Raw genomic sequence first — 25087 nt, 5'->3', positions numbered from 1 at the left:
ATCAATAAAGAAGGTAGTACTCTTGCAGTTCAGGTTTTTGATATATGAATAAAGTTGGGAGGATCATATATGGACAAAACGAATATTATGGCTGAATTTATCATTACAGGAGATCATTTCGAACCGAAGTTAATCACAGAACAGATTGGAATTGAACCATCTGGAACCTATATAAAAGGAGAAAAGATTGATGATAGAGATTTGTATCGAAAGGAAACCTGTTGGTTTTTGGAGACGGACTATCAGGAATCTTTTGATATCAATCAGCAATTGAATCACATACTCAATCTTTTGGAGCCACATATAGAAAAGTTGAAAACCTTGAGAATGAAGCATAATTTGAATTTTCGGTTTAGCTTCTCGATTAGGATTATGCATAATGAGACCCCTGCGATTACTATTGAGAAAAAGGCAATTGGTATAGCCTATGATTTGAACGCAGAGTTTGATTTTGATTTGTATATTCTGTAGCAATGGAAACAAGTCATTCTGAAAATACATACAGAGGACAAGGGAAATGATTAAATGAATATTGGAGATATTGAGAAATTAGCGGATAGGTTACCTACAGAAGTTTTACTGTCTTTGTTCAGGAATGCTTTAAAAGATTTTGAAAATAAGATTCTTGATAAAAAAGTTTTTTTGTTAATCCTATCCGAATTAACAGATCGACAAATCATGACTTATGAGCTTTTAGAGGATAAAACTAGAAATGAGATAGATGTCTTAATGAGGAAGTTATGGAATACTAATTACTACGAAGATGTAGATATCATACTCTCTATTGTTGTTAACCTTGGTTTGAAGAATTGTTTTATTAAAATTAAAGAGTCTATAAGTAAAGAAGATAATATAGATTTGATAATTTTAAACGAGATTAAAGAGACGATTATGGAGGTTGGAGATCATATTTCAAATCCATACTATGACTTAGAAAGGTTTAAATCATCTAAAAGTGAGTTTTAGCTCATAAGATGGTAACCTGTGATATAAATTTATAGTTTTAATTTTGGTTCGTATCATTACTCATTCGAAGATGCCATTAAACATTTTGATGGCTCTTTTTTTGTGACAGTAGGGCAGTTTATTTAGAATATGTGTACACCTACAGAGAAGAGCAATGGATACAACTCCTGATCCATAATACCCAGATGAATTGATGATTACTTTCTTTATATAGAAATAACCGGGTACAGGACGTCACTATCACTCACTATTTTCTTCTCTACTTTACCTAATAGTAGTTCAAGCGCGGAATATCCTTGAAACCTAATATGAATTTACAAAGTATATATAAAGGAGGATATAATTAGTTACCATTTATAAATTTGTACTCGGTTACATCCATAGAGGGGAGGACGGATATGCCATTTATTGGGGGAATCATTTTAATTTTTATCCTAGCATTTATTCTATGGTCATTAATGTTCCCGCTATTCAATAAAATAGGTAGTAGAATTCTGAAGAAATACAATAAATTCAAACAAGAGGAGAATGGTGATGAAAAATTCAAAGACGTTTAGGGTAGGGGCAATTGCGGTTGCATTAGTTATTATTGTGGGAGTGCTAATGGTGACCTTCTTTTTAACACGAATTCCTAATGGATATGTTGGGGTCGTTTATTCACCAAATGGAGGCGTAAAAGATAGCACACTGAGTCAAGGGTGGAAACTCGTTGGAGCGTTTGATAAAGTGACGAAATATCCGATCCGAATTCAAACGGTGGAATACAGAGATATTCAGATTGCTACTTCTGACGGGAAAAACATCACAATCGATTTTGCTTACAACTACCAAGTAGAACCAAGTAAAGTATCTTCTATCTTTAATACATTTGGGCCAATTAGCATTCAAGAAATTGAGGATACATATCTCAAAACACGTTTCCGTGACGCAGCTCGTAAGGGGATTTCCAAGTTTACAGTCATTGATGTGTATGGTGAAAAGTCATCCGAAGCAGGAGTGGATGTGCAACAACGTTTTTCTGATGACGTTAAAGAATTAGGCTTTATTGTATCCAACGTTACTGTAGGTGTTCCTCAACCTGACGCCAAGACTCAGGAAGCAATCGATAAGCGTGTTGAAGCTTCTCAAGAACTGGAACGTAAAACGACTGAACTGGAGATCGCCAAGAAAGAAGCAGATCGTAAGCGCGTGGAAGCGCAGGGTAATGCAGACAAACTATTGATCGAAGCAGAAGGTCAAGCTAAAGCAAATAAAGAACTTCAACAATCATTATCGAGTCAACTCGTTGAATATGAAACCATTAAGAAATGGGATGGAGCCCTTCCATATGTAAGTGGGTCAAATACGCCAATGATTCAATTGCCGACTACAAAAACAGAGCAAAATAGCGGCGGGGGGAGCGTATCTCCCTAATAGCGGTTTGAAATGCATCCCTTGCTTTCTCACCAATTGAATGTGTTGAATTCTAATGAACAAGCCGGTCCAATCGTGGGCTGACTTGTTCATTTTAAGTCTTTTCAAAGGTACCATGAGGGATTTAGTTAAGCCTTGGCATTGGATTCGCCTGTCCAATCCTGTACAATGGATAACGACAAAAACAACGGTAGATTAAGGATGGATCAGCACGATGAGAATTATCATATCACCAGCTAAAAAGATGAAGATTGATACCGATCTTATGGCTATCGCACAGATGCCGCAGTTTATAAACGAGTCAGAACAGCTATTGAGTCTGCTTCAAAAGTTATCCTATGACGAACTCAAAGCGATGTGGAAGTGTAACGATGCAATCGCCGAACAGAACGTGGAACGGATTCAGAATATGAATATAAAAGCAAATCTTACGCCAGCCATCTATGCCTATGAGGGCATTCAGTATCAATATATGGCTCCGGGTGTTTTTCAAAATGAGGAATTAGAGTATCTTCAGCAGCATTTACGCATATTATCCGGTTTTTATGGCATGTTGCGGCCTTTGGATGGGGTTACCCCTTATCGGTTGGAGATGCAGGGCAAGCTGCAAGGTCCGGGCTTCAAAACGCTCTATCAATTCTGGGGTAGCAAACTCGCAGATCAGCTTCAATCAGAAAGCAATTATATTCTGAATCTGGCTTCCAAAGAGTACAGCAAAAATATCACACCTTTTCTGAGTGAGGGAACCCGGTTCATTACATGTGTATTCGGACAAATGGTCAATGGGAAGCTTGTTGAAAAGGCAACCTGGGCTAAAATGGCCAGAGGTGAAATGGTACGTTATATGGCAGAGCATAAGATTACAGATGTGAAGGACGTAAGAAACTTTAATCGGTTAAACTTTGCTTTTTCAGAAGAACGATCCGACGAGAGTACGTATGTATTCATACAAGCAGAGGGACAGTAGCCTGCTGTACAATGGTGGGTTCCTATAAAAAGTCGGCCCTTTAAGGTCACAATGAGAAAAGACGCAGGGGTTGTATATCCCTGCGCCTGATCAAGAATCAAATCCATGTCCAAAGCTGATGAGCTTTTGGGCTTATTTCCCGTATTCCTCAGGATAGAACCAGGATAGCCAATTCCTCCAATATTCATATTACATCCTTCCTGTTAACGAACATTAATCCAAGCGGTCCACTGTGTTGGAATATTAATGGAATAGACTGTACCTACAAATTGTCCCCCTGTAGTAGGCGCTTCATAAACCCAAGAATAGGCCCAAGCATCTACGACACGGTCACCGTCCAGATCAATAGCTTCAGACCAGTTGTTTGTCATTGTATTGCCGGCGAGTGTGCCGTAGTGACTGCTGTCATAACCGATCTGGAAAGTAATACACTGAATCCAAGCCCCACCATGATCATTGGTTGTGGACAGTGGGTTGTTATTGAAGCCGTAAATTTCTTGACCGCCATTAGGAGATACGACACCGTATACATTAATGTGAGATACTTTCGGAGCAGGCGCAAACAGAACTGGACCACCCACATTATCAGCCTTCTGCGATTCAAATTCAGCCTTAGCCGCTTTCACAGCTTCACGGAATTCTTTGGAATTAATAATTTCTTCCTTTGTCATAGGTTTGGCTTGAGTCACATCACCGTTTGCATAGGCAGCTACATTAAATGAAAGCATTAGAACAAGAATAAGAGCTAAACTAATCAATTTTCTCATAGCAATAAATTCCACCTTTCTTGTTATGGGTATTCTTTTACAAGAACATGCGGTTACGACAAATAGACCTGCTTGCAGCTTAAAGCCTCTTGCCCTCCTCTCTTATGAAAATGATAGAACTCTACAGGCTAGAAAACTCTATGAAGTAGGAATGTATATGTAAAATGAATGCCTGCCAATGATTATGTGTTGCAGACAAAATGTAAAACTCATTTATACGCATTGATATCTTAGTTATGATAGGCTCTGATACCCATCTTGATAATATAAGATTCCAAAATAGATATTTAAATTGTAATATATTCCATTTATACAAACATATAGTACCCCTATCTATCACTTTAAGTCAAGTATTTCATTAATTCTATTATTTATTAAATCATGCTGCTCATCGCAGTAAATTGCCATAGTATCCTTTAGTCGTCAAATTGAAGGACATTCCTCAGGAACAATATATACCTACAAAGAGATCCTATGGGGCTGAAGGACGGATATAAATCATTCTGAGCGTAGATTCATGCAGTGAAATCAGGAGGTTAGGCGGATGTATTGTACTAGTACTTCTGCTAACATAGGTTAATCATATATCAGATGAGCGGTGAAAACGGATGAGTACAATTAAGGTGACTCCTGAGCAACTACATCATGTATCCAATCAGGTGGATCAGGCCAGACAACAGTTGGAGCATATTCGCAGTGAACTGACGAGACAGATCATGTTCGTTCAGATGATGTGGACGGGGGCGACGCAGGAGCGATTCTACTATGAGTTTGAACAGTCGCGCCCTATATTGGATAAAGCACTGGAGAGTATGGTGGGCATCTCCAAGGAACTCAAGGAGATCGCTACGCGATTTGAGAATGTCGATGCTGAAAAGGTGAGTCTTGGAAGTGCTGTTGGCGCTGTGGGTGCGGGAGTAATGATGAAGACCTTGGGTAATGATGCGAGTACGGAGGATAAAGGCTACCGGATGGCGCAAGTCAATGTGTATGGGAAGCTGATGTGGATGCCTGTGAACGAGAATGGTGTTACGGATCAGGCAGCCCTTCAGGCATATATGAAGGATCAGGGGCATTTGGATATCAATCGGATGCAAGCTACGGATGCTGAAGCGCCAGGAGAAGATATTTATGCGATGCAGATCAAAGCCTTTGAAAATGGAATTCATCCCTTCACAGGCGAGCCTGTATCCGATAAATATGCTCAAATCATGTTGACTTCTCTGAAGTTCAGCCAGCTATTTATGGCATTTCAGATGGTTCGCGGGAGTATGCCGGGTGGCAAAGGGCCGTTTCGTTTGCCTTCTTCTCATCCAGCTGTGGCGAAGATTAAAAAGAATCTGGAAGCGAGGAAAGCGAATGAGCAGAAGAAGGGTTCTGAGGTCACAGGGCAAGCTTCTAATATCGGTAGTATAGTTAAAGAAGGAAACAAAACGACATACACCAATCCAGTCGGTAATGTGCTGCATTGGGATGATCAGCATCCCAAAAATATTAATCGAGACATTGATCAATTGTTAAACAGTAAGGACTCAGGAAAAGCAACTGAAGCCAAAGCTGCTTACGCTGTAAGAGAAAGTAAGGAAGTTACAGCCTTCAGCCAGAAAATTCAAAGGGCCGATGGCAATCCTGCAGGGGATTTTGATGTAGTAACTAAACATGAGATTATTGAAGTTAAAAAATCATTGAAAGCCATCACGGATGTGGAACAGTTTGATAAATACGTTAATGTAAAACACCAGGATTTCTTTAACTACGACCAGAAGAAGGTTATTTTATATATTGACAAGCCGTTGACTAATCCACATCCGAATGATTTGATAAAATTGGAATTAATCAAATCTAAAGGTGTTACTGTTGTGAACTCTTTAGATGAACTCAAGGAGGTATTGAAGTAAAACATGGGGACTTCAGCTGTTATTTTAACAAAGAAAGATAAATATTCTCCAGAGCAGCTTCTAGCTGATACTATTGTTGCAGCTTTTCATTCGGACGCAGCTCTTTATTTCTATAATAATAAAACATATACAAATGAAGGAGAGTTCCTATATACAACGCTGAATATTAATCATAAGTCATTTACAGGGGACAATGAATCCTCATTGATTTTCCATATTCACAGCATTAGTAGCCCAAGCACTGAATTTTATTATCACGAAGATTTAGGTTTAGATCCTAATGTATCACTATGCCAAGTTGGGCACATTGAGGATATCTATGATAATCAAGAATTAATACTTCATTTTATTTATGAATATCTCAAGCTGAATCCCGATAATTTTTTTTGGATTGCAGACAATGATTGGGTATACAGCTGGGAGGACATACAAAAACTGAAATCTTTACCGTATGACCCGGATTGGTGTTATAAAAATCCCAAAGACTAACTTCTAAATGACGACAAAAAAACATAAAGCATATTGATTCTGCATTCCGATTAATATTTAGGAAGAGATAGATGATGTATAAATTATTGACAAAAAAATCTGAAATAGATAGATTAGTCGAATCTTATTTCTGGATTATTGATTTTCCGAGAGCTTTAACACACTTCGGAGATCATGAGAGACATGGGTATGGTTCAGGTCCACTGGAGGTACAATTTTCATCCTATCATATGCCAGAACAGGAAGAGTATATTGGTGATCAGAAAGTGTGTTTTATTGGAGAGCCGCCAGCATATGATGAAGATGTAATGGCGGTGATGGAGCATGATGAATTTTATAACTATTTGATGATTTACAGTGAGAAGTACGTGGAGGAGCACCCAGAAGCTAAACCGGAGATTTATAAATTATTAGAAATGGTTAAAAAAAGATTGGGTTTACATTCTTAACTCACTGATTGTGAATCATAAATCATTTGCGAGGAACAACGAAAGTTCGTTTATCTTATACGTCCATAGTATTCATAGTCCAAGTATTGGCTGTACAGTTGGGAAGATATGCAAGCACTAAAAACGTTACTGTATGACCCCGATTGGTGTACTAAAAATCCGAAAGCTCTTCCCACCTGAATGTTGTGAGGAACGAGCTTTTTGTATGCAGAAAATAACCAAAGAAGGTGAGAGAACAGCAAATAAAGGTGCTGAATAAATTATTGTGGGCTATATTGATGTGATCACATCCGCCATTGTATTAAGAGGATTGGAGATAAGAACATGATTAAATATAGGTATACCATTGAATATAAAGAAGATTTCAACGAAGTTATCGTGGAATTAGGCATCGATCCATCATTAAAGAATGGTTATCTGATTAGTAATTCTTTGGGATCGGATATATTTGAAGACTTCGCAACGATCCAGGAAGAGAGCGGAAACTTAATCGAATTACTGAAAGGGAAAATAACGGTATACGAGGGAGGAGGGAATGTTAACTTAATAAAATCTGACAAGTCTTTCACAACTTTTGAAGATATCTTTGCAGAAGAAGATGAAGAGGACAGTGCATGTGAAATTGAGACGTTAGAATATGTAAAGATACTATTGTTATGGGCAAAAGAGAACTTTCAGTATAAAAGCCAGCGAGGGGTTATCTTGAAAGAAGAAGCGGAATTAGCATTAGAGTGGATAATCAAAAAATATAGTGAGGTTTGCGTTCTGGGTCAAAAGATGGAGCTTGAACGTATTTGGCCACCAGAGCCTATAATGATCCACGCCCAGAGACTCAAGCAGAACGGATCGTCATAAATCTGAATGACTATAAGAGGGATATCTCATAGAAGACTTAATAAAGCAGTTTGAGAAGGTTAACTATGTTTACATATTTTATTGGTCCGTAAACATGAACTTTGAACAGTTGAAGCAACTAATAATCGAGACGGTAAGCAAAGGGGGGGCGTTGAAAATTCGGATCGCCGAATAGAGCTATCCACCCGTGGTTTAATCTTAGTTTAAAAGAAGGAGGAGATGGCGTCAGATTCATAAGCGAAGACTATGGAATAGATTTCAAGTTCGAATTTTGGTTTGACATCTACAGTTATCATAAACTTAAAATACAAAAAAAGCCTAACCCCTCAGTATCTTGAACGAGGAATTTGGCTTATGGTCTTCAGCTTAAACAGTCGCGTCCGATGGGTGATTAAAATAATGATTTATTTATCCATGTATAATTAATGAATTTTAACATTTGCCCATTCATTTCAAATTCTTTATCACTAGTTTCTGTATGCTCGAATCCGTTTTGCTCTAAAACTTTTTGAGATGCTATATTGTTGGTGGTTGTTTTTGCCTTAACTTCTTTTATATCTAAATCAACTATTGTATTGAGTAATAATTTTAATGCTTTTTTAGCAACACCTTTTCCAGTGTGGATTTGTCCCACTCTATAGCCGAGAAATCCTATTTTATCTGAATCATCAATATCAACTAAATTTATTCTTCCAAGAATCGAGTTATTTTCGTCTTTTATTAAATAAAAAAAGGAGAGTCCTTTGACTTGTTCATCAAGCAGAGATTCATTCCTTACTTTAAAAACCTCAGGTATGTAATAATCATCTCCTCGAGACGGTACCATCTCCTCAAAAAAAGTTCTGTTTTCAATTTCGAATTCATACAAGCTTTCAATATCTGTGACTTTTAACTTCTCAATTACTATATTCATGATCCTTTCCTCCAATCGACTTTAATGCAAGATACTACGAATCTGCTTATGTAAACTATAATTTGTACTACGATAGTTTGTTCTAGTTCCGTATTTTGGATATGTTGAATAAATACTGAATTTATTGCAATTAAGTTTTTGTACAGCAAGTATAACATCCTATTTCGTTATTCAACATTATGGGCGATTAATGGATATTCAAATCCCTAGTAAATTTGAGCAATCTTTAGATGAACATTATGGAAACCTAGGCTCGAAGATATGGGCGTATATTATGGGGCTTTTTGAACACATGAGCAATTATATGAACAATGACCCTGCGGTCTTACAATTACCCGATGACGATGTACTTACTTCCCAATTGACCGCAAGAAAATGGTCAATGACCAGTAAGGGGAAGATCCTCCTTGAAAGTAAGAAGGACATGAAGAAGCGTGGATTAAAGTCACCTGACCGAGCTGACGCATATGTTCTCACATTCGGTGAATATTTGATGGGAACCCCTCAGTCTATTATGCTTCCAACAATAGGAGGTGTATCAATAAAAAGATAACAAGAAACTTTGAAATCATATTAAGAGGGAGGGTGATTATAAAGTAACTTGAATCTTCAATAAAACTGATCTGCTGCGGGCAAGACGGCAAACGCTACGATTCTTATAGAGAAACAGCGCTGGGTGTACAAAAGATATGACTTCTATACACAACAGTTGGAAAGGGCGCAGCGGCTAATCAAAGACGAAGAAGCCTGTAAAGCCGTTGACTACAGATACATTCAAGGTTATTCACACAAAGAAACGATACTCTTCTTCCGGCGCGCTCTCAGTGATAGTACAATCAAGCGCAAGATCGATGAGGGGCTGGAGAGTGTCGCAAATACCTTGAAGCTAATCGGCTTTTTTGAGCAAGATGATGCAGAATACTAAAAGAGAAGCTGACGATTAATCGTCAGCTTCTCTTTTTTGCACTGTTATCCTTTAATGAAATCTTGCAGTTCGCTCTTAAAGAATTCCAATTTTCCTGGAGTGTTGTTTAACACTAATTCAGTCAGTTCCATTCCATGAACTATTTTATTGTAGTGTAAAGAGTAGCTTTCAAATAAGCGTTCTAACACTTCACTTCCAACGACATCTTTTAATACATTTGTAGAACCTTTTTTAGGGAATAATTTATTGTCATCGATTGATAATAATAAATGGTCGATTTTGCTCTTTATTAGATCTGGATCTGCAGCAGCTATTGACGAATTTCGATTAATGATTTCAGAAAGCTCATGATAACAGTCTAAAAAGTAGTTCTCGTACTCTCGTCGTCCCAAGATAATTATACTATCTCCATAGCTTTCTCTTAATGTGAGAAGTTTTTCGTCGGTTTTGTTATCTGCATCAATAATTATTTTATAAGGTATTGGACTCTCTGATATGCCACTTAGAATTAAGTCAAGTTTACCTTTATACTCTCGCATAGAAGAATTCTTAGTGAAATAATTACCAGTTCCCTTCATATTTAATACTCTGTAATTATAACCGATCTGTTTTAAGCCGAAATGAGAGAGGATCATCGGAATTACAAGTTCTTCAGTTTGTCCTTCTACAAATATTACTTTATCAGACAAAGCATAGTCGCTATTGTTGACACCAATGTCGGATAATACTTCTTGGATATGGCCTAGTTGTGTGAAGACACTTTCTCCATTTAATTTGCTAACATGGACTAAACGTTTTTCAACCGGGTAATTTATCAAAATAGGAGAATGAGTAGTGAATATGTATTGGTGCTCACTGTTATCACATACTAAATCATAAATTGCTTTCTCAGCAGAAGGGTGTAGGAATACTTGTGGCTCATCAAATAGAACTATACTATTATTTTTTGTAAACAGAACACACAACAATAATAGAACATGGGTATAACCACTACCACATTGTGATAAGGGAATTGGTGCTTGCATACCTTCAAAAAAAATACTTATATGAGTTTGATCGTTTTCATTCACTGGAGTGCTAATGTAAGAAGCGTCATTAAATATTTGTATGAAAGTTTCGTTTATTTTAGTGAAAATTCTGGGAGCATTATTATTTAACGTATAAAGTAAAGCATTAAGATTTGTTCCTTCGATATGTAAAGAGTTTTGTAAATTAATTCTCTCCGTTTGCTGCACATATCTTGATCCATTTATATATATAACCTTGTCTTTCAACAATTTGTGAATATTTTTAAGAAAAGTAGGAATTCCAGCTAGGTCATATTTTTGATTTTTGTTGAAGACTTTATATCTAAGATCTTGATCACTTGTAGAAGAGTAATAAAATGGTATGCTTGCGTCATCAACAATTCTTTCAACTTTTTCTATAAATGATTGATTGGATTTAATATCGAATTGATAACTCAATCTTAAATGATTTAAATTTAATAGTATATGTTCTTCAAATACATCATTATTCAATAACGATTTTTCTTCATTCGATAAATTGATGTCCATCACTAAGTTTACTGTATCAAATTCACTATTTAGATTATCTACCAATTCACCATGAGTAACTTTATATATTGCTTCAATGAAAGCAGATTTTCCTGTGTTATTTTTACCTGCGAAAGCATTAAGAGTATAGTTCAAATCAATGTTGTCTGAGTCTTTGATACTTTTGTAATTTTTAATACGTACACTAAGTATTTTCATTATGTATACCTCTATTCTTTTTTCTATTAAATATAACAATACCATTATAGTCTATCTTAGCATGTAATTAAGAGAGGGGATTATTGACTCGAATGTGAACCGAGCATGACCTCATCTTGAGACCATGTTGAACCCCACATGACTATTTTTCCGTGATACATTAGGAGCATAGAAAAAGGCGCGAATGAAACGCACAGCTGCACATGCTGCATATGACTGGGGCGTTCCTCTTCTTGCTTTTTCCTATTTCTATTGAAAAATAATAAATTGTCGATAATAATAAGGTGGGACATTTTTCCTATAACATACATAAAGGAGTTGCAGAGAATTGAAGAGATTTAAAGGTGTGCTCTGTCTGGTTCTGACATTAGTCATTGGATTCACGTTGACTGCTACTGAAACTCAAGCGGCATCGAAGAAGGTTTCATTGAAGATTTCAAACGGAGGTACTTACTACGGAGAAGTCAGGAATGGCAAGCCTCATGGAATGGGCACAGCTACATGGGGTGATTACAAGACATACTCAGGAGAATGGAAACACGGTAAGCGCTCTGGGAATGGCAAATTCACAGAATATTTAATGAGTGATGCTTTTAAAGACGGTGATCGCTTTTTTAATTTAGGGAAAGAAGTTTACACAGGAGAATGGTTAAATGATAAGAAATCAGGCCATGGCACCCTTACTTTTTATTTTGAATGGAGAAGTGAAGATCCTGTTCGTGAAGTGAAGAAAGGTAATTTCAATAATAACAAACTAATTCAAGGCTATGTTTACTCATATAACGAAGGATTTAACAGCGAGACTTTTTATACCTCTGTTGATGGTGACGTTGTGAAGAACCTAAAATATAACAAGCAGTTTTATTCTTTAAAAAAGGCTGCTGATGAATTAACTTTGTCGTTACCGACTAAAATAAAAGAAAAATTTAATGATGAAGGCCTGTTGAATTAAGCAATCATATACTTGAAGGAGATAAGTTATGAAAAAACTAATTTTAGCTCTAGCTTTTATATTCACGTTTAGTATAGCTTTGGATATTAACATGACTGATGCAGCTTCGAATAAAGTATCTTTGAAGCTTTCCAATGGAGCTACATACTTTGGTGAGGTAAAGAATGGTAAACCTCACGGAAAAGGGACTGCTCGTTGGGGTGTGAACAAAACTTACTCAGGAGACTGGGTCAATGGTAAGAGATCTGGATATGGAGTATATAAACTAAACGGTAACGGTGAATCAGTGACCTATACAGGTAATTGGAAGAATGATAAACAAAACGGGCAAGGTACATTCATCAGCAAAGCTACTGAGGAGTACGGAATATCACGTATCCAAAAGGGAACATTTGTTAACAACCAATTTAAAAATGGCAATTCTTTAACTGTGTATTTAGATAGTTATTATCAATTCTCATATGAGGATAATAACAAACATATCCATTTTATGGCATTCAAAGAGAATGTTAATAAAGTACTAAGTGGTAAACAAGGTAATAGTCTAATTACTCAGATCAGTTACTATAAGAAAAAGGTAAATGGTTTATATGAAGGGTATAGATATGGTTACGAACCCGAATCCTCAGGGGCAAGTTACTCGGTGGGGACATTTAAAAAGGTAACAGAGGCTGAATACAGTTATTATAAATTATATAATGGTGTACATAATTCCTTTGAAGAACTTTACTATCTCAAAGAAAAGTATACAAGTGGAAAACTATCAAAAGCAGAAAAAAATAATGATATAGATGAATTTTTTACTACTTTAAATAATAGCTTGGCCAAGCGTCTTCCAGATATGAAGCCATATTTAAAAACTTTCACAACCCTGAAAAATGAATTGAAGTGATCTGATAAATCACCAGACAATAACCTAATAGTTCATTAGTATCCTGACTAAATGTGATTTTCTATAGGGCACTTTACATATCATTTATCGTAATAAATTTTACTTTGGAACATCGGGCGGGAATGGAACGCGCAGCCGCAAAAGGCGGGAATTCAGCGTTCTTCTTCTCGCTTTTTGTAATTCTATTGAAAAAAAACATATTGTCGATAATAATAAGGTGGGACATTTTTCCTATAACATACATAAAGGAGTTGCAAAGAATTGAAATGGTTTAAAGGTGTATTGTGTTTGATGTTAACCCTAGTCATCGGATTTACATTGACTACGAATGAAACTCATGCGGCATCAAAGAAGGTGTCGTTGAAGCTTTCAAACGGGGCTACTTACTATGGGGAAGTCAAGAATGGCAAACCTAACGGGAAAGGGACTGCTCGTTGGGGGGAGAATAAGACCTATTCTGGTGACTGGGTTAATGGGAAGAGATCAGGCGAAGGTAAATATGTATTAAGAGATGTAACTACTCTAGCTTCTTCAAATAAAACAATTGTAAGTACTTATACAGGCATATGGAAAAATGATACGCAAAATGGGAAAGGCATGCTTACATCGGTTGTAGATAGACCAGAAGATGATAGAAATGAAATCATTTATGCAATAAAAAAAGGAACGTTTAAAAACAATAAATTTGTTGAAGGTTATTCATTAGAGTATGCTGATAATTTAACCATAAGCTTAAGTTATAAGAATTCTAAAAAATATATGATAATCGATGTAGAAGGATATGATCCACGCAAGACGATTGAAAGTTTTATTAATGATAAGAATCATTTTATTTATTATTATGTACTAGACCAAAATGAAACAGGTAATGCATATTATCCATTTGGGTCCGAAGCGTTAGAAGGGTTCTATATCAAAAGAGCAATTAATGGAAAATATGATGAGAGTCAGACAAAGGAAACAGTGAATAAAGAACAGTTGCAAAGTATCTTGAAAAAAATGAGAAGCGAATTCAAACCGTATATTAAAGGTATGGAGGATATTTATCAAATTTACAATAAATTAGAAAGACAAGTTAGAAATTATTAATGATGATACAAAACGTACTATGGGTACTAAAGTCTATAAAATGTTAATATATCGAAAAGATAAATAATGATTAAATTGGAGAAAGCGACGGGTTTGTTCCGATATTAACGGGACTCACCCGTTTTCTGTTCCTTGACTCATTTTTAGTAGCTTCAGTAAATTGTCCTTGCTCTAAATGAAGAGCATAGTCTTTTTTACTGCAAACAGTACAGAGTTTGAATCAAACATGAACCAAAAGCAGTACAATCTTGGTACATTTTGAGACCATGTTGAACCCCACATGACCACTTTTCCGTGATACATTAGGAGCATAGAAAAAGGCGCGAATGAAACGCACGGCTGCACAATGCGGCATATGACCGGGGCGTTCCTCTTTTCGCTTTTTCTGTTAACTTATGAAGGTGATTCAATTCAGATACCGAATTAGTTTTAGGGGAGGTGTCGATCATTGGATTTCTGGCAACTATTAATTGCGTGGATTTGTATCATCTGCTGGGTTATCGCGTATAAAGATCGGGTAAGCAAATGGATGCTATATCCTGTGTCGCTTTGCGTGTTTGGTACATTCATGTTTTGGATTCTTGATCAATAAAGTGAGAAAATAGACGAGATCAGGAGCTAACGAAAAGCTATACTACTGTAATGAAGCATCGTGTTTTTGACTCAATAATGTAATCTCAGTAAAATGGTCTTGTTCTTCCTCTATAGTTACATAGTATGTATGCATTTAAAGCAAAGGGCGCAGCGTTTTTGCTGCGGACGGTACGGAGGCCAATTTTTTAAAAGCGTCACACGATTATCCAAAAGCGTCATTTTATACATCATAAACGTATTTTAATTAGCCATTATTGTACATATAACAGCCGAAGTCGTTCCTCATTGGATCGGCTTTTTTTATTGGAGGAATTGGAGTGATCCGCAGCAGAAGACGTAAGAAGATACGCATTCGCCCTAACAAGCAGCCGGAGAAGTGCAAAAGTTGTGTATGGGGGGGATGGGATAAAGTGAAACAGTTTTGTTGTAGACCTGTTTGTCCAAAGGAGGTAAGATAACCCTATTATATTTGAAAACAGGAAGGGAATTTTAGATGAGTGAAATTGATTATACAGGATTATTAACTATACCTGTACTTACTGCAATCATTACTACTGGAGCGTTGCTGATTAAAGAATGGTTTCAAAGCAGTAACGCTACCAAAAGAGCTCTAACCGAAAAAAAGCTGGTTGAACTCTATAATCATCTGTACAGTATTGTTATTCGTTATGAAAAGAGATTGCATTTCACGTATCGTGAAGAGGTATATGCTATTGATCCTAACGGTAACGAAAAGACTCACGAAATCCCAGAAACTGAGGACCCTGAAGTATGGGAGGAAGCTATTAAAAAAGCCTCAGAAGAAATATACAATAAGATTCATTTGTTGGAATACGAAGATCTTGTTTTGTGGATTAAAGTTGAGAATGGTAAGCAAGAAGAATATGCTATAGAAGATTATTCAGTAAATAAAGCTTTTTCTTATCAAAATTTCAGTAAGAGTGTTAAGAAAAGCTATGGACGTTTATATAACGAATTTCATTTAAGTACGCGAAAAAGAAAGAAAGCGAGAATAAAGGAATTAAAAATCGATCTTAAGAATATTAAACGAAATCCTATGGAGAAAGATGAAAAAACTAAAAAGAAGAAAACTATAAAAGAAGAGATCAAAACGATCAAGAGAACGTTACACTGGTACCCATAGACTGGACACTTTGAAAAAAGGTGTGCGGACTGTGGGTACCTTTTTGTATACTGAAGAAGCAATGGAGGGGATTACATCGTGAGCAAGAAGCGATTCACAGAAGAAGAACGTGAACAGATATCAAAGAACAGATATGTAAGGAATGTTAGCGACAAAGCGATAACCTATGCAGATGAATTTAAGCAGTTATTCATTGACGAATATATGATGGGAAAGACACCTAGAGAGATCTTTGAAACTCATGGGTTTGATGTTACCGTAATTGGAATGAAACGAGTAGAACAATCTGCCGGACGTTGGAAAAAAGCCTATGACCTTGGAGGGATTATTGGGTTGTCTGACTCCCGAAAAGAAGCCTCGGGTCGCCCTTTACATAGAGAGTTATCGCAGGAAGAAATCATTGCAAAACAAGAAGCACGGATTCATCTACTCGAATCTCAAGTAGAACTGCTAAAAAAGCTAGATACGAAAGAAAGGTTGCTGGTAGCAAAGGGAATGAACCTAAGCAAGATTAAGTTGTTCGAGCTCATAAAGGAAGCCGTGGATCAAGGCTTGGAACGTATGACGGGATACCTCTGCTCATTGCTTAACGTATCTCGTTCGGGGTATTACAGCTACTTACAAGCTGCAGATTTACGTTTAGAGCGGGTCCGTTCGGATGCTGAGGCAGGGAAGCTGATTAAGAAGGCTTTCGAACGAAGGGGTTACAAGAAGGGCTCACGCTCCATCAAGATGATTCTTGAGCACGAGTTTGGTGTCATCTATAACCTAAAGAAAATCCGTAGATTGATGAAGAAATTTAACATCGTATGTCCGCACAGAAAAATCAACCCTTATAAACGCATGGCCAAAGCTACGCTGGAACACCGAACCTTACCCAATACTCTGCAGAGGGACTTCAAGAAGGGCATACCGGGTCTGGCCTTGCTTACGGATATCACGTACCTTCCATACGGCCGATCCGGGATGGCCTATTTGTCGACCATACTGGATGCCTCAACAAGTGAGGTCCTCTCTCACAATATATCCCATCGGCTGACATTAGACATTGCCACGGATACTGTTGACGCTCTCAAGAAACAGAAACGTCTAAAGCTCCAAAAGGATGCTTTCATCCACTCAGATCAGGGCAGCCATTATACCAGTCCCATCTATCAGGAGTTGTTAAAGAAGAATGGGTTAGGCCAGTCGATGTCCAGACGCGGGAACTGTTGGGACAATGCTCCCCAAGAATCGTTCTTCGGCCACATGAAGGACCATGTCGATCATCGTAGTTGCCGTTCCCTTCAAGAGTTAAAGCAAGAAATCGATCGTTACATTCGCTATTACAACAACCACAGATATCAATGGGGATTAAAAAAGATGACCCCTGTTCAATACAGGAATCATCTATTATTCGCCTCGTAAATCTTTAATGCCACTCTTTTTTTAGTGTCCTTGACACGGGGGCCAGATTACGTAGCACCATCGTGGTGCTTTTTCTTTTGCTCACATATGACGGAATTTGAGCCGTTTTAAGCCTGATTCAGTGAGAACGTACGTTTGCAGGGATCAGTTCATTGAAGAGCGGAGAACAGGACCTGAGTGAGCTTACGCACGTATATGACGGTTACCCAAACGCCGATTCCAACACAACACAATTATTGAAGGATAAACTCACCAATTCATGTTAATCTAAAGAATAGGAGGGATGCAAATGACTAAGGTGAAACAGACTCTATTAGCAGTGAATGAAATTCCGAAAAAGGTAATTGAGGGTGTTCCTTTCATAGGGCCTGTATTAGGGCATGTATACGAAGACTTTATTACCAGACAATTATCAAAATTAGAGGAAAGACGAATTGATGATGCTCATAAATACTGTATAAGAAAAATTGAGGAAAAGATAAAACTGGGTTTTAGACCTAGGGACGATGATTGGTTCTTCGCTAACAATGAGAACTATCGTTCAAATGCTTCAGAGATTTTCGAAGGTGTTTTAACAAAGTGTAAATTAGAGCATGAACAGAAAAAATCAAGATACATAAATAACCTTTTTATTAACATTTCTTTTGAAAAGGTAAGTTTAGCACAGGCGAATTTTCTCTTGAAATTAGTCGGAACAATGACTTTTAGACAGTTGTTGCTATTGAATCTTTTTAATGTGAACAAAGGTAATAATCTGATGCTTAATACTAAAGAAGTTACTATAGTTTCTGAGAATATCTCAATTTATCAGGAAGTTTATGAGTTAACCCAACTAGGGCTCTTACAAAAGCTTATGGACGAAGGGCAACCGGGGGTAACATGGAAAGATCTACAGGAAAAATCGTTTAATGCAATGTTTGGTTGGGATGAAGTTATACCTGGACTTATGGAATTAACTCCACTAGGTGATGAAGCTTGTAAATTGCTTGGTCTAGATGAACTGACTGAAACTGAACTAGAAGAATTGATAAGAAACTTTAAATCAAGCTAAGATAATTAAACAATTTTAAAATGTCGTTTGATAAACTTGAAGGAGAAAATTATGGACAAAGAACTTATCCCAATATTAAGTGCTGCTATTGTTGCTGGGACTACCTTGATCGTTCTAATCATTAACAAAATCGTAGAATATTCCATGTGGAAGACCAATTTAAATAGAAAGGGTGAAGAAAAATACCTCGAAAGAAAAATTGATACTTTGCATATAACCATCGTTGATATATTTGAATTGACGGCTGAAACATTAACTCTCGGCAATCAATCAGATCAAGGAATTAGGTCAATAATAAAAGAAGGATTTAAGAGTGTAGATGATACTTTTAGAAAAGTAATAGCAAAAGCTTCCCCTTTTTTAGATAAGAAAATAATGGATAACAAAGTAGATCATGTCTACATGCTTACAGCATCTATCAGGGAACTTATGAGACAACATGATAAAGAAGGAAATGTTAAACTTTCTATTATTGAGTCTCAAGATTTCGGATACAAGGAAATTAAGACGCTAGAGGAAATAATACGTACTCATATTTTCTGGTTAAACGAAGCTCTCCATGAACTAAAAGATGAATTGGCAATACTTGTGAATCCTATACAAAAATCGGCACCACAATGGAGAAGTTTTGCTATGATTTTAAGTATGATTGTTAATTGTTTACTTGCCATTGCCTTAATCTTTTCATGGGTATAAAAATTGATGAATCATCACGCGTTTCCTTAATTCCATAGTGCGGCTTTACCACCTACTGTAAAGGTGGTTTTCTTTTATCTACGTCTAATAATCAAGTTGAATAAAATAAAAAGGGAGGGCACAGTAATGTCCTCCCCATCACCCAGGGTACCCCAGGCTGAGATAGCGGCCCGCCGCGCGGAGCTTTATCGACAACATCCGCTATCTCGCATTCCATCAAAACGGAAAGCTGAGAGGTACGCATGAGAACACCAGATAAAGATTTATTGCAACATGAACTCGCTGTAATTGAAGGTATCCTTGAGAGCAAAGAGCAATACCGTAAGATCATCAAGGCAGCTATCGCCCAATGGTTAAAGACCTGCAGGCTGGAAATATAAAGATGCTGACTGTCCAGGATCTGGAACGTCTCATCGAACTGGATATCAAGTTTCAGCAAGACGAGGTTTTTCTTCCTGATAACTGACTGCGAGGAAGTGTTTTCCACATTCCTTGCACTCATAGTCAATCAAGCCATGAGCATTGATCGAAATTAAAACCAGTGATCCTTCCTCAATACTATGAAGACACATGTTATTTACCATCTAAGACATCTCCTTTTTTTTGTTGCATATATAATAATGTCCGATCTACATCGATTTTCTCATATGGAAAATCAAATTATTTTCTTGTTGGGGGTGGTGATGAATTTAAGAAGATTGCTGGGTAAATCCGTAGTAACATTATAGCAACTCGATGATATTATAAATCCATAGAAGTATGAATAAATGTAGAAGGTAAGGAAACTTTTCCTGCCTTCTATTTTTATGTCTGGAGGTGAAACATTGAAATGGTATCATAAAGCCATTTTTTCATTTGCGAATTCGGTTCTTCCGGCTGCTGTAAAGCGACAGATGATGGGTTTTGGCAGGATGACATCACCAAGATCATCAAACGGATGGGATATATTCAATTGGCTCCCGAAAAAGTACCAGAGTGTTCATAATATTGATCTGACCAAACTACAGAATCATACAGCAGAAGAATTGCTTGAGATTCTTGTGTCTGTTCATCCCGATATTTCGCATGCGCTCTACAATTTTTTACGTATGGGTGACACTCCACTTACATTTACAGCTAAGAAGCAGAGTGGTAGTGACGTCAAGAACGGGCAGCATCGTTAGATGCAATCAAGAACTTACTGGACCCTCCACTTCCGTCACCTGGTTATCAGCATGGAAGGTACAAGCTTGATACGATTCAGCGGATGATGATCATGGTACGTGTGGTTTGTTCTGGTGAAATAGTTCTGAATCAGCGTTATAACATCTGTTTGATATCGTGCCTGTTTGGTTCAGGAGAGAAGAGGATATGAATCGACTTGTTCCTTGGAAATACATCAAAAAATCCACGTCCCCGTGCTTTTAAGGAATGGTTGGTCAATAGAAAAAGATTAATACGCCGATATTCATCTATAGAGAGTTCGATCTTATGGTTGATGATCCTTACGGACGAACGCCCATAGCAAGTTTGAAAGGGTGAATACATTACCAGGGTACTAGTTTGGCGTTGCTTTCAACATGAGAGGAATTATTTATGTAAAACTCAAGCCGAATCACTTTGATGGATATGGTCTTCTTACATCCGTCCGATTCAAAAGATAATCTGTACTGGTCTGGTGATAGTCGGCCAGTTTTATCAATATAGCGGTTGGAATGTCCAACTCGCCACGTTCATAGTTGCTATAAACACGTTGGCTACAGCCAAGATAGGTGGCCATCTGTGTTTGGGATAAGTCTTTGTCTTCACGCAAATTGCGTATACGAGCGTACATTATCATCACCTCACCAATATCATACTTTAGCGTGTTATCCGCTATTGATTTTTAGCGGAAAATCCGCTAAAGTATAGTGAGAATAGTTGGTAAAAAGACTAGGTGGGGATAACATGTCAAACCTGATCGAAGATTTGTTTCACGGGAACCTGCGGTTGGATGAGTCAATTCATCCTGAGCATGCCGAGTATCAGGATATCAATCGCCAGATTTCAGACCTCATGCAAGCCTATAAAACACAGCTTACCGAGAACGAATATGATGCTTTGGAACAACTGGTAGACCTGATCGGACAGTCCACATCCATGTATGTGGAAGCAGCGTTTGAGCAGGGTTTTCGCACAGGCGGCAGACTGATGATTGAGGTTTTAGCCAAACCGTGAGTATATCTTTCAACCTAGAAGCCAGCAGACAATACACAGCAATTCAAAAATCCCCTCCTCCATTACCACCGCTTAGGCGGAATGGGGAAGGGGATTTTGCTTTTAAATTACTCCTTTATCTCAATAACTACTACCTACCGTGCCCCAATATTCTTACCCGCTGGTGTACCCGATCCAATCAGATCACTACCACCCGCAAGCTTGAGGAAATTGCCCAGGACAGGTGTTCCGTCCGCGCTACGTGTAACCGAAGGCACGAGGGAGACAAAGTCGGCTACGCTAGCGAGCAGGCCTTTGGCGTTCTCGCTTTTTTTGTTTTTCCACCAGACGTTGGTGCTGCTGACGTCGGTTCCGCTTGTTTTGTCACTGGCGCCGCCTTGGAAGGACAGGTTGTTGGTGAAGATGTGGGTGCCTACATCAAAGGCAAAGTTGCTTTGCCCATTGTTCCAGGAGGTGTTATTTTTCATCTGGATCGAACCGGGATTGCTGTTGTAGGTGAAGCCGTGCTTTTTATTATTAAACGCAATGCTGTTCTCAACGATATGATTCACTGCAATCTTCTCGCCACCAAGCTTGAAGCCGTTGCCATCACTGTTGGAGGTAGAAGTACCGTCTGATGTTGCACCGTTCGCGTAGGCGATGCTGTTACGGATCGTAACCGCGCCAATGGCACCTGTGTCTGTTTTGCTATACAGATCCCAGCCATCATCCACGTTATAGGCCGCAATACAACCGTCGAAGACATTGCCCGGGCCTACGGTCAGTTTGGCTGCAAAACCGTCTGCATCCTCGCCGTCATCGGGGTCATAGTTGTTGTGGGAGTAAGAACGAATCACTTCATTATATGCAGGCCATTCACTCTTGGCGGCTGTGGAAGCATAACGTCCCATTTGAATACCCGTATCCCGGTTGTGATGAGCCTCGATCTGCTCCAGGCGGTTGTAGCTGCCCCCGATGAAGATGCCGTTATCGCCTGCACCCTTTACCTCAAGCCCTTTGACGAACCAGTAGTCTCCGAACATTTGCAGTCCACGATTGGTGGAAGCGAAGGCTTGGGCTGAGAAATCAAAGGCCGGTTTTTCCGATCCATACGCCACGAGGTTTTTACGTTGGCTCGATGTGCCGCTATTGCCACGTTCTATGGTTATGGTCTGGGAGAAGTTATAGGTACCGCCGCGTAGATAGATCGTTTTGCCCGGTGCGATCTGGGTCAATGCGTTAGCCAGTGACGTTGGACTGTTGATCGTACCCGGATTGCTGGCTGAGCCGTTAGGGGAGACATAGAGATCACCCGCAGCAAGTGTCATACTTGAGGTGGCGGCTGCTTCTGATGGGTTATTTTGCAAGCTACTCTCGATCAGTTCTGCCGCACCAACCGACCCACCACCAATCAATAATAGAGGGAACGCGGCACTCAGACAGATATGGGCCATTTTGGATTTGAGGGAGCGTTCCTTCAGGGAACGTGCAGATCGTGCAGATACATGAGTGGATGTGGATGGGAATAATTTCATTACGTAAGCCTCCTTGGTTAATTGGGAATAGAATGAAGAGCATGTGGTAGCCGTGTACCAGACCGTTACCTATGAGATAGGTCATGCCGGCTGGTTAGATGTAATCTCTAGGACACAGCTTTATGGTAAATGTTGTAAGCGTTATCATCAATAATCATCTGATCAGATGGAGGTACATGCAGGCAGGTCAGGCCTGCAAGCTTCCAATGCCTGTAATATCACGTGAATTATGTAATCTTTCCATTGGGCGATAGCTCTCATTTAACGAAGAATCATCTGAAATGAACGTAGAGAAGTGCGCCTTTCCATCCCCAGAGCACAAGTCTTACCTTCGATCCACTCATATGAACTTCATTTAATTTAAAATACATAGCTGCATGCATCCTGAAGTGGAGATTACACTCCAGCTAGTCATGAAAAAGCCCTGATAGCAGCTGCAACTGGCAACTTGACGATCAGGGCTATGTTTAATTCAGAACGTAATCTGCTTACTCAACATACTCGAATGTACTAACGGTGTCAGACTTATCAGTCTAAACGCTGTCCAGCTATTTTAATATCCGTCCGTCTCACGACTCTGTTTCTTCGCTTGCTCCACGCTTGGTTCATGTTTCGGTTGGACCGTTGCACTATCATCGGTTGGCACAGAGGCCAACCCTTCAGAGACGCGACGACCGTAATCCGCATCTGCTTGGGTGAAGTAAGAGATCATGCGCTCCCGGATATCCGGTTTGCATTGTGCCAACGCGCCGACCATGTTGCTGATTAGCTCATCCCTCTCCCAATCTTCGAACGCCCGGTACGTATCACCCGCTTGTCCAAAGTCATTGGTGCGCTCAATCTTCTCGCGGACAAGTCGGCCCTCCACCAGTGGTTCATGCTCCTTGCCACGAGGGGGTGCTTCCTTTAAGCCACCAAGCGAAGAAGGTTCGTAGTTCACATGTGGATTCTGACCCGGTGCACGATCCACCTGATACTGCATCTGCCCGCCGCTCTGATTCGTTGCAACCCGGTTCTTCGGTGCATTTACAGGCAATTGCAGATAGTTCGCACCCACCCGGTGACGCTGGGTATCCGAATAGGAGAAGGTGCGCCCTTGCAACAGTTTGTCATCTGAGAAATCCAGCCCGTCCACCAGGACACCTGTCCCGAACGCTGCTTGCTCCACTTCATTGAAATAATCTTCGGGATTACGATTCAACGTCATTTTGCCCACAGGTAGAAAAGGGAACTGCTCCTGCGGCCATAGCTTGGTTGGGTCCAGCGGGTCGAAGTCCAACTCTGGATGCTCGCCGTCCTCCATCACTTGAACGCACAGCTCCCATTCGGGATAGTCTCCTTGTTCAATGGCGTGATACAGATCCAATGTCGCATGATTGAAATTCAGTCCCTGAATCTCGGTCGCGTCTTTTTGCAGCAGGTTGCGTATCCCTTGATTGAGCGGTTCCCAGTGGTATTTGATGAGTACGCCCGTGCCTTCCTGATTGACCCATTTATATGTATTAACACCCGAGCCTTGCATCTGCCGATAATTCGCTGGAATGCCCCATGGAGAGAAGAGGAATGTCACCATATGGGTAGCTTCAGGACTCAGTGAGACAAAATCGAAAAACCGCTCCATATCCTGTGCATTGGTTAACGGGTCGGGTTTGAAGGCATGTACCATATCCGGGAATTTGAGCGGGTCGCGAATGAAAAAGATTTTCAGATTGTTACCCACCAGATCCCAGTTGCCATCTTCAGTATAGAATTTTACAGCAAACCCGCGCGGGTCCCGAAGGGTCTCCGGTGAGTGCCCACCGTGAATAACGGTAGAGAAGCGAACGAATACCGGCGTTTGTTTGCCTTTTTCCTGGAACAGACGTGCACGTGTGTACTTTGATACAGGTTCATCCCCGGCCGTTCCATATGCTTCAAATACGCCATGAGCACCAGCGCCGCGGGCATGAACCACCCGTTCTGGAATACGTTCACGGTCGAAGTGAGTAATCTTTTCGAGAAAATGATAGTTCTCCAGCGTAGTCGGTCCACGGCTGCCAACGGTTCGTACATTCTGATTGTCCGTGATCGGATGACCTTGTCGATCCGTTAATGTCTCAGCTGATTTGTCTGAGGAATGCTCTGGTTGTGAAGACTGATGATTCATGGGTTGGAGC

The 25087-nt window shown here is 39.2% G+C and carries 25 protein-coding genes and 1 pseudogene; 19 read left to right on the top strand and 7 right to left on the bottom strand.

Going from position 1 to position 25087, the window contains the following annotated elements; all coding sequences use genetic code 11:
* Positions 1 to 69: 69 nt before the first annotated feature.
* The 4 genes from MHB43_RS21625 to yaaA all read left to right on the top strand — a co-directional run bounded on the left by MHB43_RS21625 (position 70) and on the right by yaaA (position 3346).
* Entirely contained in the window at positions 70 to 471 is a 402-nt protein-coding gene (locus MHB43_RS21625; protein ID WP_339177743.1) for a DUF4279 domain-containing protein, read from the top strand.
* A gap of 54 nt (positions 472 to 525) precedes the next feature.
* Positions 526 to 966: a hypothetical protein gene (locus tag MHB43_RS21620; protein ID WP_339177741.1), complete on the top strand. Its 441-nt coding sequence runs from the start codon at positions 526 to 528 to the stop codon at positions 964 to 966.
* A gap of 534 nt (positions 967 to 1500) precedes the next feature.
* The gene (locus MHB43_RS21615; protein ID WP_083669817.1) at positions 1501 to 2379 is read left to right on the top strand and encodes a prohibitin family protein; all 879 of its coding nucleotides are present in this window, start codon (positions 1501 to 1503) and stop codon (positions 2377 to 2379) included.
* A gap of 214 nt (positions 2380 to 2593) precedes the next feature.
* Entirely contained in the window at positions 2594 to 3346 is a 753-nt protein-coding gene (yaaA, locus tag MHB43_RS21610) for a peroxide stress protein YaaA (protein WP_405117963.1), read from the top strand.
* Between the two features lie 203 nt (positions 3347 to 3549).
* On the opposite strand, the gene MHB43_RS21605 is transcribed toward yaaA, so the two are convergent.
* Complete coding sequence (locus MHB43_RS21605; RefSeq protein WP_405117962.1) at positions 3550 to 4113, bottom strand: DUF4879 domain-containing protein; 564 nt, start codon at positions 4111 to 4113, stop codon at positions 3550 to 3552.
* A gap of 608 nt (positions 4114 to 4721) precedes the next feature.
* Here MHB43_RS21605 and MHB43_RS21600 point away from each other — a divergent pair.
* The 4 genes from MHB43_RS21600 to MHB43_RS21585 all read left to right on the top strand — a co-directional run bounded on the left by MHB43_RS21600 (position 4722) and on the right by MHB43_RS21585 (position 7804).
* Positions 4722 to 6011: a WXG100 family type VII secretion target gene (locus MHB43_RS21600; RefSeq protein WP_405117961.1), complete on the top strand. Its 1290-nt coding sequence runs from the start codon at positions 4722 to 4724 to the stop codon at positions 6009 to 6011.
* A 3-nt stretch (positions 6012 to 6014) separates the two neighbouring features.
* Positions 6015 to 6500 carry a hypothetical protein gene (locus tag MHB43_RS21595; RefSeq protein ID WP_405117960.1) on the top strand — a complete coding sequence of 162 codons (486 nt, stop codon included), beginning with the start codon at positions 6015 to 6017 and terminating at the stop codon, positions 6498 to 6500.
* Between the two features lie 71 nt (positions 6501 to 6571).
* On the top strand, positions 6572 to 6949 hold the full coding sequence (cdiI, locus tag MHB43_RS21590; RefSeq protein WP_405117959.1) for a ribonuclease toxin immunity protein CdiI: 378 nt from the start codon (positions 6572 to 6574) through the stop codon (positions 6947 to 6949).
* A 324-nt stretch (positions 6950 to 7273) separates the two neighbouring features.
* A complete protein-coding gene (locus tag MHB43_RS21585; protein ID WP_405117958.1) occupies positions 7274 to 7804 on the top strand; it encodes a hypothetical protein in 531 nt (176 codons plus the stop codon).
* Between the two features lie 391 nt (positions 7805 to 8195).
* Here MHB43_RS21585 and MHB43_RS21580 read toward each other — a convergent pair whose 3' ends face one another.
* Positions 8196 to 8717, bottom strand: a complete 522-nt coding sequence (locus MHB43_RS21580) for a GNAT family N-acetyltransferase (protein WP_405117957.1) — start codon at positions 8715 to 8717, stop codon at positions 8196 to 8198.
* Between the two features lie 190 nt (positions 8718 to 8907).
* On the opposite strand from MHB43_RS21580, the gene MHB43_RS21575 reads away from it, so the two are divergent.
* Positions 8908 to 9270 (top strand): hypothetical protein, encoded by a 363-nt coding sequence (locus tag MHB43_RS21575; RefSeq protein WP_405117956.1) that lies wholly within the window; start codon positions 8908 to 8910, stop codon positions 9268 to 9270.
* 416 nt (positions 9271 to 9686) lie between these two features.
* Here the strand turns inward: MHB43_RS21575 and MHB43_RS21570 are convergent, their stop codons facing one another.
* Positions 9687 to 11396, bottom strand: a complete 1710-nt coding sequence (locus MHB43_RS21570; protein ID WP_405117955.1) for an ATP-dependent nuclease — start codon at positions 11394 to 11396, stop codon at positions 9687 to 9689.
* Positions 11397 to 11724: 328 nt separating this feature from the next.
* On the opposite strand from MHB43_RS21570, the gene MHB43_RS21565 reads away from it, so the two are divergent.
* The 8 genes and pseudogenes from MHB43_RS21565 to MHB43_RS21530 all read left to right on the top strand — a co-directional run bounded on the left by MHB43_RS21565 (position 11725) and on the right by MHB43_RS21530 (position 19687).
* On the top strand, positions 11725 to 12348 hold the full coding sequence (locus tag MHB43_RS21565) for a hypothetical protein (RefSeq protein WP_405117954.1): 624 nt from the start codon (positions 11725 to 11727) through the stop codon (positions 12346 to 12348).
* 28 nt (positions 12349 to 12376) lie between these two features.
* Positions 12377 to 13240 carry a hypothetical protein gene (locus tag MHB43_RS21560; RefSeq protein WP_347397903.1) on the top strand — a complete coding sequence of 288 codons (864 nt, stop codon included), beginning with the start codon at positions 12377 to 12379 and terminating at the stop codon, positions 13238 to 13240.
* A gap of 261 nt (positions 13241 to 13501) precedes the next feature.
* Positions 13502 to 14329: a hypothetical protein gene (locus MHB43_RS21555; RefSeq protein ID WP_405117953.1), complete on the top strand. Its 828-nt coding sequence runs from the start codon at positions 13502 to 13504 to the stop codon at positions 14327 to 14329.
* 1087 nt (positions 14330 to 15416) lie between these two features.
* The gene (locus MHB43_RS21550; RefSeq protein WP_405117952.1) at positions 15417 to 16067 is read left to right on the top strand and encodes a hypothetical protein; all 651 of its coding nucleotides are present in this window, start codon (positions 15417 to 15419) and stop codon (positions 16065 to 16067) included.
* Positions 16068 to 16145: 78 nt separating this feature from the next.
* The gene (locus MHB43_RS21545; protein WP_338539556.1) at positions 16146 to 17474 is read left to right on the top strand and encodes an IS3 family transposase; all 1329 of its coding nucleotides are present in this window, start codon (positions 16146 to 16148) and stop codon (positions 17472 to 17474) included.
* Positions 17475 to 17763: 289 nt separating this feature from the next.
* Entirely contained in the window at positions 17764 to 18525 is a 762-nt protein-coding gene (locus MHB43_RS21540) for a hypothetical protein (protein WP_405117951.1), read from the top strand.
* A 51-nt stretch (positions 18526 to 18576) separates the two neighbouring features.
* A complete protein-coding gene (locus MHB43_RS21535) occupies positions 18577 to 19221 on the top strand; it encodes a hypothetical protein (RefSeq protein WP_405117950.1) in 645 nt (214 codons plus the stop codon).
* 242 nt (positions 19222 to 19463) lie between these two features.
* Positions 19464 to 19687, top strand: a pseudogene (locus tag MHB43_RS21530) (hypothetical protein).
* On the opposite strand, the gene MHB43_RS21525 reads toward MHB43_RS21530, so the two are convergent.
* A complete protein-coding gene (locus tag MHB43_RS21525; protein ID WP_405132494.1) occupies positions 19647 to 19805 on the bottom strand; it encodes a hypothetical protein in 159 nt (52 codons plus the stop codon). The pseudogene MHB43_RS21530 and the gene MHB43_RS21525 sit on opposite strands and share 41 nt — an antisense overlap.
* A gap of 240 nt (positions 19806 to 20045) precedes the next feature.
* Here MHB43_RS21525 and MHB43_RS21520 point away from each other — a divergent pair, with 240 nt between their 5' ends.
* Complete coding sequence (locus MHB43_RS21520) at positions 20046 to 20384, top strand: hypothetical protein (protein WP_405117949.1); 339 nt, start codon at positions 20046 to 20048, stop codon at positions 20382 to 20384.
* Positions 20385 to 20815: 431 nt separating this feature from the next.
* Here the strand turns inward: MHB43_RS21520 and MHB43_RS21515 are convergent, their stop codons facing one another.
* Entirely contained in the window at positions 20816 to 21034 is a 219-nt protein-coding gene (locus MHB43_RS21515; protein WP_315372765.1) for a helix-turn-helix transcriptional regulator, read from the bottom strand.
* A gap of 113 nt (positions 21035 to 21147) precedes the next feature.
* Between MHB43_RS21515 and MHB43_RS21510 the strand changes: the two genes are divergently transcribed.
* The gene (locus MHB43_RS21510) at positions 21148 to 21417 is read left to right on the top strand and encodes a DUF6809 family protein (protein WP_405117948.1); all 270 of its coding nucleotides are present in this window, start codon (positions 21148 to 21150) and stop codon (positions 21415 to 21417) included.
* Positions 21418 to 21551: 134 nt separating this feature from the next.
* On the opposite strand, the gene MHB43_RS21505 is transcribed toward MHB43_RS21510, so the two are convergent.
* Entirely contained in the window at positions 21552 to 22931 is a 1380-nt protein-coding gene (locus MHB43_RS21505) for a right-handed parallel beta-helix repeat-containing protein (RefSeq protein WP_405117947.1), read from the bottom strand.
* A gap of 553 nt (positions 22932 to 23484) precedes the next feature.
* Positions 23485 to 25077, bottom strand: a complete 1593-nt coding sequence (locus tag MHB43_RS21500; RefSeq protein ID WP_405117946.1) for a catalase — start codon at positions 25075 to 25077, stop codon at positions 23485 to 23487.
* Positions 25078 to 25087: the final 10 nt, after the last annotated feature.

It is taken from the genome of Paenibacillus sp. FSL H8-0317 (genome assembly GCF_045040685.1).
Classification (GTDB): domain Bacteria; phylum Bacillota; class Bacilli; order Paenibacillales; family Paenibacillaceae; genus Paenibacillus.
Note: the sequence above shows the minus strand (reverse complement) of the source record. Positions and strands in the feature narration are given on the sequence as shown.